The organism is Promicromonospora umidemergens (genome assembly GCF_024171995.1).
Taxonomy (GTDB): Bacteria; Actinomycetota; Actinomycetes; order Actinomycetales; family Cellulomonadaceae; genus Promicromonospora; species Promicromonospora umidemergens.
This window is the reverse complement of sequence record NZ_JAMTCT010000027.1, coordinates 40,424-56,486: the sequence shown is the minus strand read 5'-3', so window position 1 is coordinate 56,486 and position 16,063 is coordinate 40,424. Positions and strand designations below refer to the sequence as shown.

Genomic DNA, 16,063 nt, shown 5'->3' with positions numbered 1-16,063 from the left:
CATACGGGTAACCGCCTTGTCTCGATCAGATAACAGTTGTTGTGAAGTATCGAGGTGTCCGAAACGCGCGTAACTTTTCGACCGGATGCCTTTTGCCAGCGTAAGGGTCATTCTGGAGAACGAGACAGGCATTCAGCAGACATGAGAAGACACCGAAGGAAATGATGTGACACGCCGATCTACGGCGGCGTGTCAGCCCTTGCCCCGCATGCGGAGCTCGGACTCGGCCTTCAGGCCGGCCAGCTCCGTGTCCACGAGCTCGCGCGCCTTGGACCCCTGGACCAGGTTGGTCAGCCCGGCGAGCATCCCGCTCTGCGCCGTCACCAGCGTCACCTCGCACGCGGCGTCGGACACCGGTGCGATCTGGTGCGCCGCCCCCGTGCGGACGCCGGGGGTGGTGCTCGACCAGGAGAAGCCGCGGCCCTCGACGAGGCCGTCCACCTCCCAGGTGGCCTCGGGCAGACCAGGCTGCTGGACCTCGACGCGGGAACCGACGGCGATCCTCGTCTCGGGACCGAGGAGCGTCACGTGCGTCATGGAGGTGGTCCAGGTGGGCATGCGCTCGACGTCGGACAGTATTTGCCAGACGACGTCGGCGGGCGCCTCGACCTGGGCGCTGGTGCGGTAGGCATGGGCCACGGGCCCCAGGCTACGCGGGCTGGAGAACAGCCTGCGTAGCCTGCGGCCCGTGGTGAACAACCAGGTCAGGAACCAGTGGACAGCTGGAGCGTCACCACGGCGCCCCAGGTGACCAGTGCGCCGGCCGCCGGGTCGGACGAGATGACCGTCCCCTCCGGCACAGTGTCCGACTCGGTGTCCTCGAACGTGCAGGTGAGGTGTGCCTGCTGGCAGGCGACCCCGGCGTCCTCCACCGTCATCGCGGTGAATTCGGGAACCTCGATCGCACTGTCGGCGACCTCGTCGGGGAGGTCGGTGAACTCGGTCGTCAGATAGACGTCCGTGCCGTGCTTCGTGTCCTGCGTCTCGAGCGGCAGGTTCCTGGCCTCGTCATAGATCACGGTCCGCACCCTGTCGTCGTCGCCGTACTGGTACGTCGCTGCGGTGCCCTGGCGGTTCTCCGAGTCACGGGCGTCCTGCTTGACCTCGACGTCGGCAAGGCTCGTGAGCAGCTCCCACGCCGCGGCCCGCAGTTCCGGGGAGGCCGGTGCCTGGGTGGCCAGGCGGGCGGCGGCGTCGCGCACCGCCTCCTCGCGTTCGCCGGGGAAGTAACGGCTGAGCAGGGCGTCGTGCAGGGGCTCCGGATCGGTCGGCAGCGCTGCCATGTCCGCCCAGGTGTAGGTGAGGGTGTGCCCCTCGATGTTGATGTGGTCGCCGATGGCCATCAGCGCGGGGCCGTCCGTGGTGAGCTCGAAGCTCACACCGTTGCCGTACCAGCTCTCGCTACCCAGCCTGCTGCCCAGCGGCGCCTCGCGCCCTGACTCCCCGCCGGTCTGGCTCGGTAGGCCCCGGGTCACGACATGGAAGTACGTCGCGTCCCGCCAACCGTCGGGCGGTACCACCGGTTCCACGGCCGGGTAGGTGGGCAGCTCGGTCAAGGGGTCGCCCTCGCTCGACGTGATGGGCGGCCCGCTCGGCTTCGGAGACGGTTCTGCGTCCACCGTCATCGAGCCGCCGGGCAGGGCGGTTCCCGGAGCGTCCATGGTGGTGGCCGCCCAGGCCCCGCCGCCGAGAACCAGACCCATGGCCAGGGTGACGCCGCCGATCTGGGCGGCCCGCCGCCGTCGGGCAGCGGGGACGACCCGCGTGGCGTCGACGGAGATCTTCGGCGCGACCCGGTTCACCTGGGCGCGCAGGTTCTCTGCGAACCGCTCGTCGTCGTTCATGACCCGCTCCTCTCGTCGGTGGTGCTCGTGGGTGCTGCTGTAGTGCGCGCGGCGTCTGCCGCGTCTTCGGCCTGGAGGAACTCCCGGAGGCGGGCGAGGCCGCGTGACGCGGTGGACTTCACGGTGCCTACGGAGACGCCCGTCGCGTCGGCGACCTCACGCTCCGTCAGGCCGTCGAGGTGGCGGAGGACCACGATCCGGCGCTGCTTGGTGGAGAGCGTCAGCAGGGCGCGGCTGAGGCGGTCGCGCTCGGCATGCTGGTCGGCCGGGCTGGGGCCGCCGCTCGACCGGTCGGGCAGCGTGTCGGAGGCCATGAGGACCTCCCGCCGATGCCTGCGCCACGTGTCTATCCGCGTGTTGGCCAGGACCCGGCGTGCATAGGCGAGCGGCTCGCCTCGCCGTGCCTTCGGCCAGGCCAGATACGTCTTCATGAGGGCCTGCTGCACCAGCTCCTCGGCGACGTGCGTGTCGCCGCACAGCAGCCAGGCGGTGCGTGCAAGGGATGGGGTCGACCGCGCCATGAAGCTGGCGAACTCGGCCTCCTTGTCCCCTACCACCACGACGTCGATCGCGTGAACCTTGTCGGGGCTCGAACGCCCCGCGACCATTGGCATGCTCATGCCTCCTTCACGGTCCAGCACCACGAAAGGTTGAGTGGGCCGCTCGAGAGATTGTCGGTGCCCTTCCGTATCCTCGCTGCATGGCCACCCATCGGCTCACCGTGCAGCAGGGGCGCCGCATCGCCCTGCGCGCCCAGCTGCTCGACGCCCGCCGGCCGGTGGACCTGGTGCACCTGGTCGAGGACCTGACGTACCTCTCGGTGGACCCGACGTCGGCGGTGGCGCCCGCGGTGGACCTGGTCGCCTGGTCGCGGCTCGGCAACGAGTACTGGCAGGGTGCCGTCGACGACGCGATCTCCGACGGCATGCTGTTCCAGCTGCGTGGCACGGTGCGGCCGATGGACGACCTGCCCCTCTACCTGGAGCAGATGGCCCGCTGGCCGCAGAACGAGACCATGCGGCAGTGGCTCGCCGACAACGCCGAGTTCGAGCGCGAGGTGCTGGCGCTGGTGGAGGCGGAGGGGCCGGTGCTCGCCAAGGACGTGCCCGACACCGCCCGCGTGCCGTACACCTGGGGCGCAGAGGGATGGAGCAGCCGCCGCAGCGTGGCCGAGCTGCTCGAGGCGCTGAACATGCAGGGCAAGCTCGCGATGGTCGGGCGCAAGGGCAGGCAGCGTCTGTGGGACCTGGCGGAGCGGGTGTATCCGCAGGTCGAGGCGGTGCCGCTGGAGGAGGCGCTCCGCGAACGGGTGGAGCGACGCCTGGCGGCCGAGGGCATCGCCCGTAAGCGGGTACAGGGCCGTTCGGGCGACGGCGGCTGGTGGGTGGACCTGCCCGGCGAGGTGGTCCAGGTGGAGGGGGTCGACGGTGAGTGGCGGGTCGATCCGGAGCTGCTGGAACGGGCGGACGACGAGTTCGAGCCCCGCACCGCCCTGTTGTCCCCGTTCGACGCGACAGCCGCGGACCGGCCCCGTCTCCTCGACCTGTTCGACTACGAGTACCTGCTCGAGATGTACAAGCCGAAGGGCAAGCGGCGCTGGGGCTACTTCGCGCTGCCGATCCTGCGCGGGGAGCGGTTCGTGGGAAAGCTCGACGCCAAGGCGGACCGCAAGGCGGGCGTGCTGAACGTCTTCGGGGTGCACGAGGACCTGCCGTTCGACGGGGCCACGATGGACGCGGTGCACGACGAGGTCGAGCGCCTCGCCTCGTGGCTGGGGCTGGGCCGGGTCGACTACGCGAGAGACGCGTAGGCCACTCCTGACCCACGCTCAGGTGGTTGAAAGTTTCATCAGTCCCTACCAGTCCGAAATGCGACTATCATCCGCCAGGTGACGTCGCAGATGATGGTCGACCTGGTTCCGGTGGACGAGGAGGTGCTCGAAGACCTGCTCGCCCTGGCTGTCGCCGAGGCCCAGCCGGGCGAGGTGATGCCGCCCACCTCCGGGGAGTCGGCCACCGAGCCTCGTACCACGTGGACCGGCCCGCGCAAGGGCGCGTTCCGCGAGTACCACCGCCGGTGCCGGGTGAACCTGTCCACGCCGGTACCCGAGGTGACGTGGGCGATCAAGGCCAGAGGCAGGATCGTGGGTGCCGCGCGGCTCGCCCTGGTCGACGGCGACCCGGAGGGCCGGGAGGTCGGTCTCTGGCTCGGTGAGTCGTACCGGGGGCAGGGCATCTCCGGCGAGGTGGCCTACTGGGCGATCGCCGCGGCACAGACCATGGGCGCCAGACGTCTGGTCGCGCGCACGACGCCGAGCAACCCCATGGCCCGCAGGTCGCTGGAGCGGATCGGCTTCGAGCTGGTCGACAGCGGCGACGTCCTGGTCGGCACCATGTCGCTGCCGTGAGCCGCGGCGTCGTCGGCGGCTGAGCTCAGTCGAGGGTGAGAGCCTCGAGCTCCTCGCGGGTGCCCGCGAACACGTTCATGTCGATGTGCGGCTCCACGCCGTCGTACCCGGGCAGCCGGTCCCGGTTCGAGTACTGCCAGACCGTCCATGCGCGGCCGTCCGACAGCTGCGGCGCCCACGCCACCGAACGGATCCAGATGGGCAGGTCCGGATAGCGGTCGGCGAGATACAGGTCGTACGCGTCCTCGGTCGTGTACACGACCGGCGCGGCGCCGTAGTGCTTCGTGATGCCGGCGACGAGCGGGTCGAGGATCGCGTGGACCTCGTCCGTCGTCGGGGGGTCCGCGGCGAAGGCGCCGTAGAACTCGAGGTCGATGACGGGCGGGAGGGTGCCGGCGGTCGCCGGCACCTGGTCCGCGAGGTGCGCGGCCTGGTCGGCCCCTGAGCTCTCGAAGCTCATGAAGTGGTACGCGCCCACGAGCAGGTCGGTCCCCGCGGCGCCCGCCCAGTTGTCGGCGAACCGCGGGTCGGTGTGCGACGAGCCCTCGGTGGCCTTGATCCACGCGAAGTCGAGGTCCTGCGCCGCCAGCACGTCCCAGTCGATCGCACCCTGGTAGTGCGCGACGTCCACACCCCGCACGTCGTACCGGGCGGACAGGATCCGGTTGGGCCAGACGACGCCGTTCGCCACCAGCACGCCGAGCAGCGCAACGAGCGTGACTCCTGCTGCCGCTGTCCACAGGGCTGTGCGCGGCACCGGCCGGCGAGAAGCAGGCCGGCGAGCTGAAGGGGCGTGGATCATCGGCCGAGGCTACTTGAGTACCGCCTGGATCCGCACTGGCAAGCTCGGTCGCCGAAGTGCTGTGACATCCGTGCCGCCGGTGCGTCTGTAGTGCATGACGCAGACAAAGAGCAGGACCTACGGCCTCGCTTCGAACCCCTCGGAGTGGGCAGCCCACCGCAGGGCCGTCGTCTTCTCCGTGCGCCGGATGTTCCCCGGAGTCGATGCCGAGCGTGCCGCGACCGAGGGCCTGGGCGAGCTGTGCCGCCAGATCGTGGTGCACGGCGCCGTCGACCGGCCCGCCGTCGTGTGGTGCGAGGCCGCCATCGCGGCGGCCGCGCGCCTGCGTGCCGGGGCCGGTTCGCCGGCATGAACCGGCGGTGGTGCGCCTCGTCCCCGGCAGTCGAGCCCCACGTGCGCCTGACGGACGCACAGGTCTACGGGACCTGTGCGTCCGCCGCGTTCGTCAACGCGTCTTGCCGACCTCTGCGACGAACCGTGCGGCCCGCTCGCGCAGACCGGCGATGCGACGGTCGGTGATCAGCTCACGCATGGCGGGGTCGTTGCCCGCCTCCGTGAACGTCGGCCTGCGCCGCACGTTCCGTGAGCAGCCGAACTCGGTACAGATCAGCGTCCCGATCGTGTTTCCGTTGCGCCCCGAGGCGCCGCCCCTGCGGGCGACGTACAGGGAGACGTCGTCGGTGACGACGACGTCCTCGCACCAGGCGCACACACCCTTGGTGCGCGCGCGGCCGGTCTTGGCGTCGGACGAGCGCAGCAGGATGCCGGTCGGTACGCCGTCGAGCTCCAGCACCACGTACGAGGACAGCGGCGCCTTGCGGTCGTGCCACCCGAGGTAGTCGAGCTGCGCCCAGTCGAGGGCGTCGAGGTCTGGCAGGGTGGCCTGTGCGGCCTCGCGCTTGCTCGCGTTCCGGAGGGACGCGCGGATCTGCTTCTCGGTCAGAGAGTTCATGAGGGTTTTCGGCTTCCGGTCGTTCGGATGCCACCGGCCGGCTTCTACGTCGTGCGCGTGCACGACGGCGCCTCGGTCACCCGTGCGTTCAGGTCACCGGGCCGGCGGGCGGCAGGGCAGGGGACGATGCCGCGCCCGCCCTCCGACGTCCGACCGCAGCGCGCGCGACCGCTGAAGCGGTCGAGGCGGCGTGCTGCCGGGTCTGATCAGAGAGTCGTGACGCGGGTCCGGGGGTTGCCCGAGCAGGCCACGACGGCCACCCCGCACCCCGCGGTGAACTCCCGCATCTCTCGCTCCTCATGTGTGTCCGGTAGGTCGGTCGACAGTCTTGCCAGATGACCGACCCGTCGATGCTACGACAGGACCTCCGCGCGGTACACGTGTTTTGCGGCACAGCGCCGGCCTAGCGCGGCACAGCGCAGCGCGGTGCGGCCTCAGGTCCAGGTAGCGGTCTCGGGGTCCACGCCGTGGCCCAGGGCGTTGGCGTTGATGGCGTCCTGGAGCCAACCGGCCAGGCCGGGCTCGAGGCCCTCGAAGAAGGTGCGGAAGCCGGGATCGTCGACGTAGGTCCGGCCCAGGCAGACGTGCATGGAGTGGGTGCAGTCGAAGTAGGTGCTGATCGATGCCCGGTGCCGTTCGGCCAGGGCGTTCGCTCGTTCGTCTCCCGGCCGCACGCCCTCCCGCAGGGCCGCGGCCAGGTCGGCGTGCAGCGCCTCGACCTCCGCCGTGATCCGGCGCCAGTCCTCGGGGGTCCGCTCCGCCGCGCGCTCGGCGGACTGGGCCCACTGGGTGGTGTCACCCCAGCGCTCGCGGGCGCCGAGCTGCCACGACGGCTGCCAGCTCTCGCCGAAGATCGCCACCTGTTCCTCGGGGGAGAGCAGGACGCCGGACCTGCGGGCCTCGATCAGGCGATCGAGCGCCTCCGCCGACTGCTCCAGGTGCCGGATGTGCTCGCGCACCTGGTCCAGCTGACGCCGCAGGGACTGTTCCGCGTCGTCGTTCGGCGCGTCCAGCAGGCCCCCGATGTCCGCGAGGGGCACGCCGAGCTCCCGGTAGACGCGCACGCGGTGGAGCCGGGCGACGTCGGCGGCGTCGTAGAGCCGGTGCCCGCCCCCGGTGCGCTCGGACGGGCTGGCCAGCCCCAGCTCGTCCCAGTGGTGCAGGGTCCGCACGGTGACGCCCACGGCGGACGCGGCCCCGCCGACGGTGAGGCCGTCCGGCGGCACCGCGTCCGCAGTGCTCTCGCGCGCCATCGCGGCCAGTCTCGCAGCCGGACCGAGGGTTCGCGGCCTCACTCCGCAGGCGCGTCGATCCCGATGTCCCGGAGGTTCTGGGCCTCGACGCTGCTCGGGTCCCAGGGACGTGCCGCGGTCATGATCACCCGCGCGTTCTCCGGCGTGATCACCTCCAGGTCCACCGAGTTCCACGGCGTCTGCCGAGGGCCGGTGGTGCTGCCGGGCAGCAGCCTCTCGCAGGCCGCGGTGATCTCGTCGACCTGGCTCAGCACGCACGAGAAGCTCACGGTCAGGGCGGGCGGGGCGCCCGCCTGGTCCGCCGGGACCAGCAGGACGTCCTGGAACGACCAGCGGCGCAGGTGGGTGATCGTGCCCGGTGCGGAGAAGAGCTCGAAGAAGCCGAGACCGCGGATCCAGAAGTCCGCGGAGGCGGCCAGGTCTGCCGTGGGCACCGTGACGAACATGGGCATGCCGTAGAGGCCGCTGAACAGCTCAGGGGCCTTGGCATCCAGTGCCGGGACGGGGACGGGGCTGATGTCGAATGCGGGGTAGGTGTCTGCCATGCCGCCAGCCTGGCCCCTCACGCCACGTGAGGTTCAAGCGCTGCGAGCCGATCGGCCGCAGCCCAGAGCTCGCGCTCCCGCTCCGGGTCGTACGACTCGTCCGACGACGGCTCCACCCGGTCCCGGTTCACGTAGGAGCCGGTGGGCGCCGCGACCTTGCCGAGGGCGACGTCGGCTAGCTGCCGGCCGGCGGCGGACGGGCTGTTCGTCAGCGGGGTCAGGTTCAGCACGGGGAAGATCCAGCGCATGACGAAGCGGCTCAGGGCGTCGGCGTCGCGGGCCAGCCCCGTGCCTGGCACCAGGCTCGGGTTGAACGTGACGACGTCGACCCCGGCAGGTAGCCGGCGCGCGTACTCGTGCGCGAGGTAGATGGTGGCGAGCTTGCTCGTCGAGTAGGCGGTCCGACCGCCTCGCGTCCGGTCCGACGCCGGGAACGCGCCCGTCCTGGCCAGCACCTCCGGCGCCTGCCACCGGGGCGCCGGCACCAGTCCTCCGGTGTGTGCGAAGTCCCCGAAGTGGGTGTCGCTCGTGGTGATGACGATGCGGGCCGGTGCCACGAACCGGTCCATCAGCGTGCGCAGCAGCACGTGGTTGGCCAGCACGTTCACCGTGAACGTGGCCTCGTACCCGTCGGCGCCCTCCGTGCGGGCGTTCGTGTACTGGATTCCCGCGTTGCCGACGAACCCGCGCAACGGCGGCAGCTCCCCGCGGTCGAGCCGCCGGGCGATCTCGGTCGCGGCGGCCCGGACCTCCGCGAGGGATCCGAGGTCGGCAGCGACGTGCGAGACCCGGCTCGCGCCGTCGCCCGAGCGGCCGGCCACGCCTCCGTCCAGTCCGACAGCGAGCTCGGCGGCAATCCGCTCGCCTGACGTACCCCGGGCGATCACCACGAGGTAAGCCTCAGGGTCGTCCCGCAGGATGCGTGCCGCGCCGACGCGGCCGATGCCGCGGGTCGCGCCGGTCATGACGATGGTGTGCATGGTGGCTCCAGGGTGCTGGGATGGGTGCCGCTGACACCGACCACGTTCGCCGTCGGCGACCGGTGTCCACCAGTGCCCCGCACAGCCTGTGGATCAGCGGTACCCACGCTCGCGCGGCGTCGGACCGCCACACTGGTGAGTATGACGTCGACACCCGGACTGAGCTTCGGCGCACTGGTGCACCGGTGGCGCGACAGGCTGTCCCCGGTCGACGCCGGCCTGCCCCGCTCGGCCCGCCGTCGGGCGCCGGGTCTGCGTCGCGAGGAGCTCGCACAGCTCGTCGGCCTGTCGGTGGACTACGTGCTGCGCCTGGAGCAAGGGCGTGCGAACCGCCCGTCCGCCCAGGTCGTCGCGGCGATCGGGCGAGCGCTCCAGCTTTCCCGGGCCGAGCGGGACCAGCTATATGTGGCCGCCGGACTCCTGCCGCCGAGAGACGGCCTGGTCAGCCGACACGTCCCGCCCAGCGTCCAGCGGCTGACCGCCCGGCTCGGGGACTTTCCGATCGCGGTGTTCGCGGCGGACTGGACGCTGGTGTGGTGGAACCCGGTCTGGACCGCTCTGCACGGCGACCCGGGTGAGCTCCCGGTGAGCGAACGGAATCTGGCCCGTGCGGTGTTCGGAGCTGGCCCCGCGCGGGCCGCGCTGCGGCCGTCCTGGTCGGAGACGGGCGAGGGCGTGTTCGCGGCGGCCGTGGTCGCCGACCTCAGGGAAGCGGCCTCCCGCTATCCCGGGGACGAGCAGCTGAGGGCGCTCGTGGCCCGTCTGCGCGGTGAGTCGGCGGACTTCGAGCGGTACTGGGCGACCGGAGAGTCTGTCAGGCATCTCGCGGACCGCAAGACCGTCCGGCATCCGGAGATCGGCGACGTCACCCTGGATTGCGACGTCCTGCTGGTGCCCGACGCCGACCTCCGTGTCGTGACCTACACCGCCGCGGAGGGCAGCGCCGACGCCGGACGGCTGGATCTGCTGCGGGTCGTCGGCGGCCAGCCGGTGACGTCCGCGTCGTGATCGGCGCCGTCCGGCCGCGACCCGGAGGAGCAAGCGTGTACCGGCGGTGACCTATCGCGTGGTCTGCAGGTCCGCCGGCGTCTGCGCCGCCGGACGGTCGGCCGGGTCGGCGAGGTAGCCGGCGCGCTTCAGCCACCACTCGGCGAGCAGCGTGGTCAGCGGCGGGATCGAGGAAGCGAGCGCCACGAGCGTGCGGAACCAGCCCCAGCGCAGCTTGACCGCCACGAACAGCGTGACCGCGACGAACAGCACGAACGCCCCGCCGTGAAGCCGGCCGAACAGCCACACCCCGACCTCGGTGGTCTCGGTGACGTACTTGAGGAACATCCCGACCAGCAGTCCGGCCCAGGTGAACGCCTCGATCCAGGCGACGATGGCGAACAGGCGGCCGAAGCGAGACATCGCGGGCATGTGGAACCTTCCGGAGGCGAGGCGGGCGTAGGCCCCAGTCTGCCCGACGCCGGACGGTGCCCCGCGCCGTCGGCGGGCGCGATCGGTCACACCCGGCCAACGGTCACACCCGGCCATCGGCAAACCCGGTCAGCGCAGACGTGAGCGGACCGCTACACCCGCGCAAGCGATCACGGCCGCCCCGCCGAGCGCCGTCGGCCAGGTGAGCTGCTCGTGCAGGAGCAGCGCGGCCCAGGAGATGGTCAGCACGGGCTGGACCAGCTGCACCTGGCTGACCTGCGCCATCGGGCCGATAGCGAGGCCGCGGTACCAGGCGAAGAAGCCGAGGAACATGCTCACCACCCCGAGGTAGCCGAACAATGTCCAGTCGAGCGGGGTGCCGGTCGGCGGGTGCTGCGCGATCGAGACGCCGGTGAGGACCGCCATCGGAATTCCGGCGAGCACGAGCGCCCAGGAGATCGTCTGCCAGGCGCCCAGCTCGCGGGCGAGCAGCCCGCCCTCCGCATAACCGATGCCGCAGGCGAGCACGGCGGCGAGCAGGAGCAGGTCCGACCCGTGCAGCCCACCGCGTCCGCCGCCCTGGATCGAGGCGAAGGTGACCGCCGCGACGGCGCCCAGCGCCGCCATCACCCAGAACGACGTGCGCGGCCGCTCGTGTCCGCGGAGCACCGCCAGTACTGCCGTCACCGCGGGCAGCAGCGCGATCACCACGGCGCTGTGACCGGCCGACGCGGTAGCGAGCGCGAAAGAGGTGAGCATCGGGAAGCCGACGACCACACCGCCCGCGACGATCGCGAGCCGGGCCCACTGGGAACCGTGGGGCAGGCGCTGCCGGGTCGCCGCGAGGGCGACGGTCGCGAGCATCGCGGCGACGACCGCCCGGCCGCAGGACACGAACAGCGGGGACATGCCGCCGTCGCCGACCACCATGCGGGTGAAGGGGAGGGTGAGCGAGAAGGCCACCACCCCGAGAAAGCCCCACCAGAGGCCAGCGCGCGAGACGGATAGCGGCGGTGTCGCGCGGAGAGTAGCGCTACTGTTGCTTGTCATGCATGACGATAGCAGCGCGCGAATCGTCGCGGGTCTCCGCGAGTGGATGACGACGGCAGCGCCTGGCTCCCGGCTGCCGTCAAGCCGAGCGCTCGTGGCGCAGTACGGAGCGAGCCCGGTCACCGTGCAGAAAGCGCTGCGCACGCTGGCGTCCCAGGGAGCGGTGGAGACCCGGCCGGGCGTCGGGACATTCGTCCGGGCGGTGCGGGTCGCCCGCTCCCACGACTACGGATGGCAGACGGCGGCGCTCGGCCCCCGGCCCAAACCCGTCCAGCAGCTCGCCACCAGCCTGCACACCTACCCGAACGACGTGATAGCGCTGCACTCGGGTTACCCGGACCGGGAGCTGCTGCCCGAACGGCTGGTCCGAGCCGCGTTCATCCGTGCGGCGCGCAGCGACAGCGCCGTCACCCGGTCGCCCGCCGCAGGTCTCCCTGACCTGCAGGCGTGGTTCGCGGCCGAGCTCGGCGCGGGATCTCCGATGGGTGTCGCGCCGCCGGCCCCGAGCGACGTCGTCGTCTTTCCCGGCAGTCAGACCAGTCTCAGCGCCGCCTTCCGCGCCCTGGTCGGCGTAGGACGGCCGCTCCTGGTCGAGTCGCCGACCTACTGGGGCGCGATCCTCGCGGCGGAACAGGTCGGCGTGCAGGTGGTGCCCGTGCCCAGCGGTCCGCGCGGACCCGACCCGGAGGTGCTGGCGCGCGCCTTCGCGCAGACCGGGGCGCGCGCCTTCTACGCGCAGCCGAGCTTCGCCAACCCTACCGGCGCCCGCTGGTCGCCCGACCTGGCCGACGAGGTGCTCCGCCTGGTGCGAGAGCACAGCGCCTACCTCATCGAGGACGACTGGGCGCACGACTTCGGCATCACCCAGGCCGTCGTCCCGCTCGCCGCCCGGGACGACGGCGGCCACGTGATCTACCTGCGCTCGCTGACCAAGAGCGTCTCGCCGGCGGTGCGCGTGTCCGGGCTGATCGCCCGGGGTCCCGCTCGTGAGCGGATCCTCGCCGGTGCCCAGGCCGAGTCGCTGTACGTGAGCGGGATGCTGCAGGCCGTCGCGCTCGACGTCGTGACCCAGCCCGCCTGGCGTACTCACCTGCGCGGCCAGCGGCAGCAGCTCGCCGCCCGGCGCGACCTGCTGCTGGGTGCGCTCCGGGAGCACGTTCCGGACGCTATCGTCGAGGCCGTTCCACAGGGTGGCCTCAACCTGTGGCTGCGGTTCCCCGACACCACCGACGTCGCCCGCCTGGTGCGGGACTGCGAGGCCGCCGGCGTGATCGTGGCGGCGGGCGACGAGTGGTTCCCGGCCGAGCCGACCGGCGCCTACCTGCGGCTCAACTACTCCGGACCGAACCCGGGGGCGTTTCCTGAGGGCGCGCGCGTGATCGGGAAGGCGCTGGCACGGCAGGGGTGACTCGCTGCGCAGGGCGGAAACAGCTGGCTGGGCCGGCGATCAGGCGGTTACGTTGCGGCCATGCCGATCCGTGATCAGACGCTCGCAGGCCGGACCGCACTCGTGACGGGAGTCTCCCGGAGAAAGGGCATCGGCTACGGGATCGCCCGTGAGCTCGCCGACCTGGGTGCCAGTGTGTTTCTCCACCACTACTCCCCGCACGACGCCGACCAGCCCTGGGGCGCTGACGATCTCGACGCCGTCCTGGCTGGGCTACGTACAGTCCTGCGCGGCGATGCTGTGTCCGGCGCGGCTGGTGCGGACCTCAGGGACCCGGTCCAGGTCGACAAGCTGTTCGATGACGCACGTGCCCTGACTGGATCTGTTGACCTGCTGGTGTGCAACCACGCCCGGTCCGGCGGCGACGGATCGATCCTCGACATGTCGCCCACGGCGCTCGACGCGTTCTGGGAGACCAATACGAGGTCCACGATCCTGCTGACCCGCCGGTTCGCCCAGCAGTTCCAGGCGGTGCTGCCCGGGACAGTGACGCGCCCCGGCGAACGGCAGCCGAGGACCGCACCGGCCAACCCGACGACCGCTCCGAAGGTCTTCTGGATGACGTCGGGACAACAGCACGGGCCGATGCGTGGTGAGGTCGCATATGCCGCGTCGAAGGCTGCTCTCGCCGGTGTGACGGCGACCGTCGCCGCCGAGCTGCTTGATCTCGGGATCGTTCTCAACACGGTGAACCCGGGACCGGTCAACACCGGATACCTCGACCCTGAGCCCACCGACCGGCCGCTCGAGGAGCTCGAGGCGTTGAAGGCCGCGACACCGTTCGGACGCTGGGGTGAACCCGCCGACCCCGCGCGGCTCATCGGCTGGCTAGCCGGGCCGGCGGGTTCCTGGGTCGTGGGCCAGGTGCTCACCACCGACGGCGGATTCGGCCTGCAGTGACGCGCCTCTTGAGAACGGCCGCGGCTAGCTGCCGCGCAGAGCTTCGACCAGGTGCGGCATGGCGCTCGACGGGTTCGCTCCGCGAGCGTTCAGGGCCGATGTCCGATTGTTTTTGCTAGCCGTGGCGACCGCCTGTTCGAGACGGTCGAACGGGAACGCGGCTGGGAGGTGTTTGCATGTGCCGGTGAATCCGTGTCGCTTCAGTTCGTTCTTGAGTGAGCGCGATGTCTGAGCCGCTCCGGTGTTCGAGAAGTGCCACAGCAACCACACCTCGAACTGTGGGTTCGACACTACGACTGTCTCAGCGTTGGCGCCGCACTGACGTAGAACGTCGTCCAACGACGCGTGGTCGTCGACGTCGACGACCATCCACACCGCTTCGTAGTCACCCTTCGCCGCGAGGTCGCGAGCCTTGGCCAGTACGCGAGACGGCTCTCCGCCGCCGCCCTGAACGGTGCACGGGACAACAGTGACACCAGCCGTCCGCAGGTATTGGACGAGACCCTGCAGGTACTGGATCTCCGTGATCTCGCCTTCTGTCACGATCAGGAACTTCTTGTTCTCCTGCCGTCGAGGGCGATCCCGGCGGACTGATCCGCCCTTACGCATCCGCTGAATCCTTCGCCTCCGTGTCGAAAAGCGTCGCAAGGAACGACCGTGCAGTCCGTGGGATCGCGCCGTAGCGACCGTCGAGGTAGCGCTTCGAGAAGTTCTGGTCCGCACGGGTCGGGAAGTCCGCAAGAGAGAAGAGCGAGGTGGCGCCGTCGCGGTCCTTCTCCGTGAACCACGTCTCCTCAGGGGCTAGCGCGGAGTCCGACTGGGTAGACAGCAGGAACGTGTCGTGAGTCGTGAAGATCAGCTGGGCACCGGTGTGGTTGTAACCGGGGTCCTTGAACATCCGGAGGATCACCTGCGAGAGCTGCGGATGCAGGCTGGCATCTATCTCGTCGACGACGAGGACGCCCCCGCTGCGCAAGATCGTGAGGGCTGGAAGAGCCAGGCTCAGCCACGAGAGCGTTCCCGTGCTCTGGGCATCGAGAGGGAGTGGGAAAGTGCCGTTGTGGCCGATGTGCTTGAACATCAGGGCTCGCTGGACCAGCTCCTGCTCTTGCGAAGCAGTGTCTCGGGCGCGGTACAGAATCCACCTGGAGTCGGACCAGGGAGTTAGGGGGCTCTCGGCAGACCGGACCTCGTGGCGCGCGATCAGGCGCTCGAGGTACTCAGCGACGCTGTACTCCCCTTCCTCCTCGTCGAGGGCGACGTCAGCAATTCCGATGTCGGCAACCCGCAAGAGCGTCGTCACGTCACCGAGGTCGATGACCCCCTCGGCAATTCCCTCGGTGATCTGGTCGAGGCGCAGGCGTCGATCCTGCTCGGAGAAGTCGGCGACTACCAAGCTTTCGGTGAGCGCGGACCACAGCGTGCCGAGCAGTTCGTGCCCGTTGGACTTCGCCTTTGACAGAAAGAGCTCGCGCTCACCGGTTGCGGATGCGTGCCTGCGGGGAGCGCCGAGCAGTGCACGACCGAACCTGAACTCGCGGTCGTCTCGTTCGAAAAGGACCCTGTGCTTGGCGCTCGGATAGTCGTAGAGCCATTCTTGGCGAACCGCACTCTCGTTGATCTCGAATCCGTACTGGTACCGCACGTCGGCGAGGACGAAGTCGACTGAGTAGCCGGACGGAGATTTCTTGGCATCCGGATCGAGCAGGAATGGTTCCTGCGGAAGCTTCTTGCGCAGGCTCCATGATGTCGCTGACTCGATGACCATCGAACGGAAGAATTTGAGCGCTTCCACGACGGTTGACTTCCCGGACGCGTTCGCGCCGTAGATCCCGGAAACTCGCGTAGTAGCCCCGACCCAGTCGTCGTCCTTGGGGCGAACCGTCGTCAGCGACGGTCGGACGAGCGACAGCTCGGTCTCGTCACGGATGCTCCGATGGTTCTCGACCCGGAAACGTAGCAGGATCATGGGGCCATGATTGCACTATTGCCAGCCGAACGGTCGAAGTCCGACGAAATAACTGTGGAGAACGCGATAGTAGCGGCCCGGTGCGGACTGCTCTGAGGCTTACTTCGGCGGCAGCGACTGAGCGTGGTCCACACCGCGCCGTACCCACGCCGAGAGCTCCGCCTCGGTGCCCAGTGCGTCGGTGCCGACCTGCAGCCACACCTTCATGACCCGCGCGCCCATCACCGCGCGCGTCGCGGCAGTGGCGCGCTCCAGCTCCTCCGCGGCGTCGGCACCGACGCGCACCAGGATCCCGGCCGATCCCCGGACCGCCACTGCGAGGTTGCCGTTGATCATGAACGACAGCCCACCGAACATGCGCCGCTCGGTCACCCGGGGCTCGCCGTCCAGGACGGTCCGGATCTCGTCGGCCAGTGCCTGGTCGTATGACATGACATCGAGGCTACGTCCGCCGCCTCACCGCTTCCGGGCGGCGCGCTCGTCCTGTTCGGCCCA

The 16,063-nt window shown here is 70.3% G+C and carries 19 protein-coding genes; 6 read left to right on the top strand and 13 right to left on the bottom strand.

Annotated elements, in window-relative coordinates; all coding sequences use genetic code 11:
• Positions 1-192 precede the first annotated feature (192 nt).
• The 3 genes from APR04_RS26865 to APR04_RS26855 form a co-directional block, all read right to left on the bottom strand.
• Positions 193-639: an SRPBCC family protein gene (locus tag APR04_RS26865; RefSeq protein ID WP_253876837.1), complete on the bottom strand. Its 447-nt coding sequence runs from the start codon at positions 637-639 to the stop codon at positions 193-195.
• Between the two features lie 65 nt (positions 640-704).
• On the bottom strand, positions 705-1,844 hold the full coding sequence (locus APR04_RS26860; RefSeq protein ID WP_253876835.1) for a PASTA domain-containing protein: 1,140 nt from the start codon (positions 1,842-1,844) through the stop codon (positions 705-707).
• The gene (locus tag APR04_RS26855) at positions 1,841-2,464 is read right to left on the bottom strand and encodes a SigE family RNA polymerase sigma factor (RefSeq protein ID WP_308292397.1); all 624 of its coding nucleotides are present in this window, start codon (positions 2,462-2,464) and stop codon (positions 1,841-1,843) included. Before APR04_RS26855 ends, APR04_RS26860 begins: the two co-directional genes overlap by 4 nt.
• Positions 2,465-2,544: 80 nt before the next feature.
• On the opposite strand from APR04_RS26855, the gene APR04_RS26850 reads away from it, so the two are divergent.
• Together APR04_RS26850 and APR04_RS26845 are read left to right on the top strand one after the other, a co-directional pair.
• Complete coding sequence (locus tag APR04_RS26850) at positions 2,545-3,654, top strand: DNA glycosylase AlkZ-like family protein (protein ID WP_253876833.1); 1,110 nt, start codon at positions 2,545-2,547, stop codon at positions 3,652-3,654.
• Positions 3,655-3,732: 78 nt separating this feature from the next.
• Positions 3,733-4,251 carry a GNAT family N-acetyltransferase gene (locus tag APR04_RS26845; protein ID WP_253876831.1) on the top strand — a complete coding sequence of 173 codons (519 nt, stop codon included), beginning with the start codon at positions 3,733-3,735 and terminating at the stop codon, positions 4,249-4,251.
• Positions 4,252-4,276: 25 nt separating this feature from the next.
• Here APR04_RS26845 and APR04_RS26840 read toward each other — a convergent pair whose 3' ends face one another.
• Complete coding sequence (locus tag APR04_RS26840; protein ID WP_253876828.1) at positions 4,277-5,053, bottom strand: GH25 family lysozyme; 777 nt, start codon at positions 5,051-5,053, stop codon at positions 4,277-4,279.
• A gap of 94 nt (positions 5,054-5,147) precedes the next feature.
• Between APR04_RS26840 and APR04_RS26835 the strand changes: the two genes are divergently transcribed.
• A complete protein-coding gene (locus APR04_RS26835) occupies positions 5,148-5,405 on the top strand; it encodes a hypothetical protein (RefSeq protein WP_253876826.1) in 258 nt (85 codons plus the stop codon).
• A 93-nt stretch (positions 5,406-5,498) separates the two neighbouring features.
• Here APR04_RS26835 and APR04_RS26830 read toward each other — a convergent pair whose 3' ends face one another.
• The 4 genes from APR04_RS26830 to APR04_RS26815 all read right to left on the bottom strand — a co-directional run bounded on the left by APR04_RS26830 (position 5,499) and on the right by APR04_RS26815 (position 8,783).
• Entirely contained in the window at positions 5,499-6,005 is a 507-nt protein-coding gene (locus APR04_RS26830) for an FBP domain-containing protein (RefSeq protein WP_253876824.1), read from the bottom strand.
• Positions 6,006-6,439: 434 nt separating this feature from the next.
• A complete protein-coding gene (locus tag APR04_RS26825; RefSeq protein ID WP_253876822.1) occupies positions 6,440-7,258 on the bottom strand; it encodes a MerR family transcriptional regulator in 819 nt (272 codons plus the stop codon).
• A 38-nt stretch (positions 7,259-7,296) separates the two neighbouring features.
• Positions 7,297-7,803 carry a VOC family protein gene (locus APR04_RS26820; protein ID WP_253876820.1) on the bottom strand — a complete coding sequence of 169 codons (507 nt, stop codon included), beginning with the start codon at positions 7,801-7,803 and terminating at the stop codon, positions 7,297-7,299.
• Between the two features lie 17 nt (positions 7,804-7,820).
• On the bottom strand, positions 7,821-8,783 hold the full coding sequence (locus tag APR04_RS26815) for an SDR family NAD(P)-dependent oxidoreductase (protein ID WP_253876818.1): 963 nt from the start codon (positions 8,781-8,783) through the stop codon (positions 7,821-7,823).
• A gap of 141 nt (positions 8,784-8,924) precedes the next feature.
• On the opposite strand from APR04_RS26815, the gene APR04_RS26810 reads away from it, so the two are divergent.
• Positions 8,925-9,791, top strand: coding sequence for a helix-turn-helix transcriptional regulator (locus APR04_RS26810; protein ID WP_253876816.1), 867 nt, complete (start codon positions 8,925-8,927; stop codon positions 9,789-9,791).
• 51 nt (positions 9,792-9,842) lie between these two features.
• Here the strand turns inward: APR04_RS26810 and APR04_RS26805 are convergent, their stop codons facing one another.
• The gene (locus tag APR04_RS26805) at positions 9,843-10,202 is read right to left on the bottom strand and encodes a DUF3817 domain-containing protein (protein WP_253876808.1); all 360 of its coding nucleotides are present in this window, start codon (positions 10,200-10,202) and stop codon (positions 9,843-9,845) included.
• Between the two features lie 129 nt (positions 10,203-10,331).
• A complete protein-coding gene (locus tag APR04_RS26800; protein ID WP_253876806.1) occupies positions 10,332-11,252 on the bottom strand; it encodes a DMT family transporter in 921 nt (306 codons plus the stop codon).
• Between APR04_RS26800 and APR04_RS26795 the strand changes: the two genes are divergently transcribed.
• Entirely contained in the window at positions 11,251-12,660 is a 1,410-nt protein-coding gene (locus APR04_RS26795) for an aminotransferase-like domain-containing protein (protein ID WP_253876804.1), read from the top strand. The two genes, APR04_RS26800 and APR04_RS26795, sit on opposite strands and share 2 nt — an antisense overlap.
• Before the next feature lie 60 nt (positions 12,661-12,720).
• Positions 12,721-13,599, top strand: a complete 879-nt coding sequence (locus tag APR04_RS26790; protein WP_253876802.1) for an SDR family oxidoreductase — start codon at positions 12,721-12,723, stop codon at positions 13,597-13,599.
• Positions 13,600-13,623: 24 nt separating this feature from the next.
• Here APR04_RS26790 and APR04_RS26785 read toward each other — a convergent pair whose 3' ends face one another.
• The 3 genes from APR04_RS26785 to APR04_RS26775 all read right to left on the bottom strand — a co-directional run bounded on the left by APR04_RS26785 (position 13,624) and on the right by APR04_RS26775 (position 16,000).
• Positions 13,624-14,208 carry an RloB family protein gene (locus APR04_RS26785; RefSeq protein ID WP_253876800.1) on the bottom strand — a complete coding sequence of 195 codons (585 nt, stop codon included), beginning with the start codon at positions 14,206-14,208 and terminating at the stop codon, positions 13,624-13,626.
• On the bottom strand, positions 14,201-15,568 hold the full coding sequence (locus APR04_RS26780; protein ID WP_253876798.1) for an AAA family ATPase: 1,368 nt from the start codon (positions 15,566-15,568) through the stop codon (positions 14,201-14,203). The genes APR04_RS26785 and APR04_RS26780 overlap by 8 nt, the downstream gene beginning before the upstream one ends.
• A gap of 99 nt (positions 15,569-15,667) precedes the next feature.
• The gene (locus APR04_RS26775) at positions 15,668-16,000 is read right to left on the bottom strand and encodes a TfoX/Sxy family protein (protein ID WP_253876796.1); all 333 of its coding nucleotides are present in this window, start codon (positions 15,998-16,000) and stop codon (positions 15,668-15,670) included.
• Positions 16,001-16,063 lie beyond the last annotated feature (63 nt).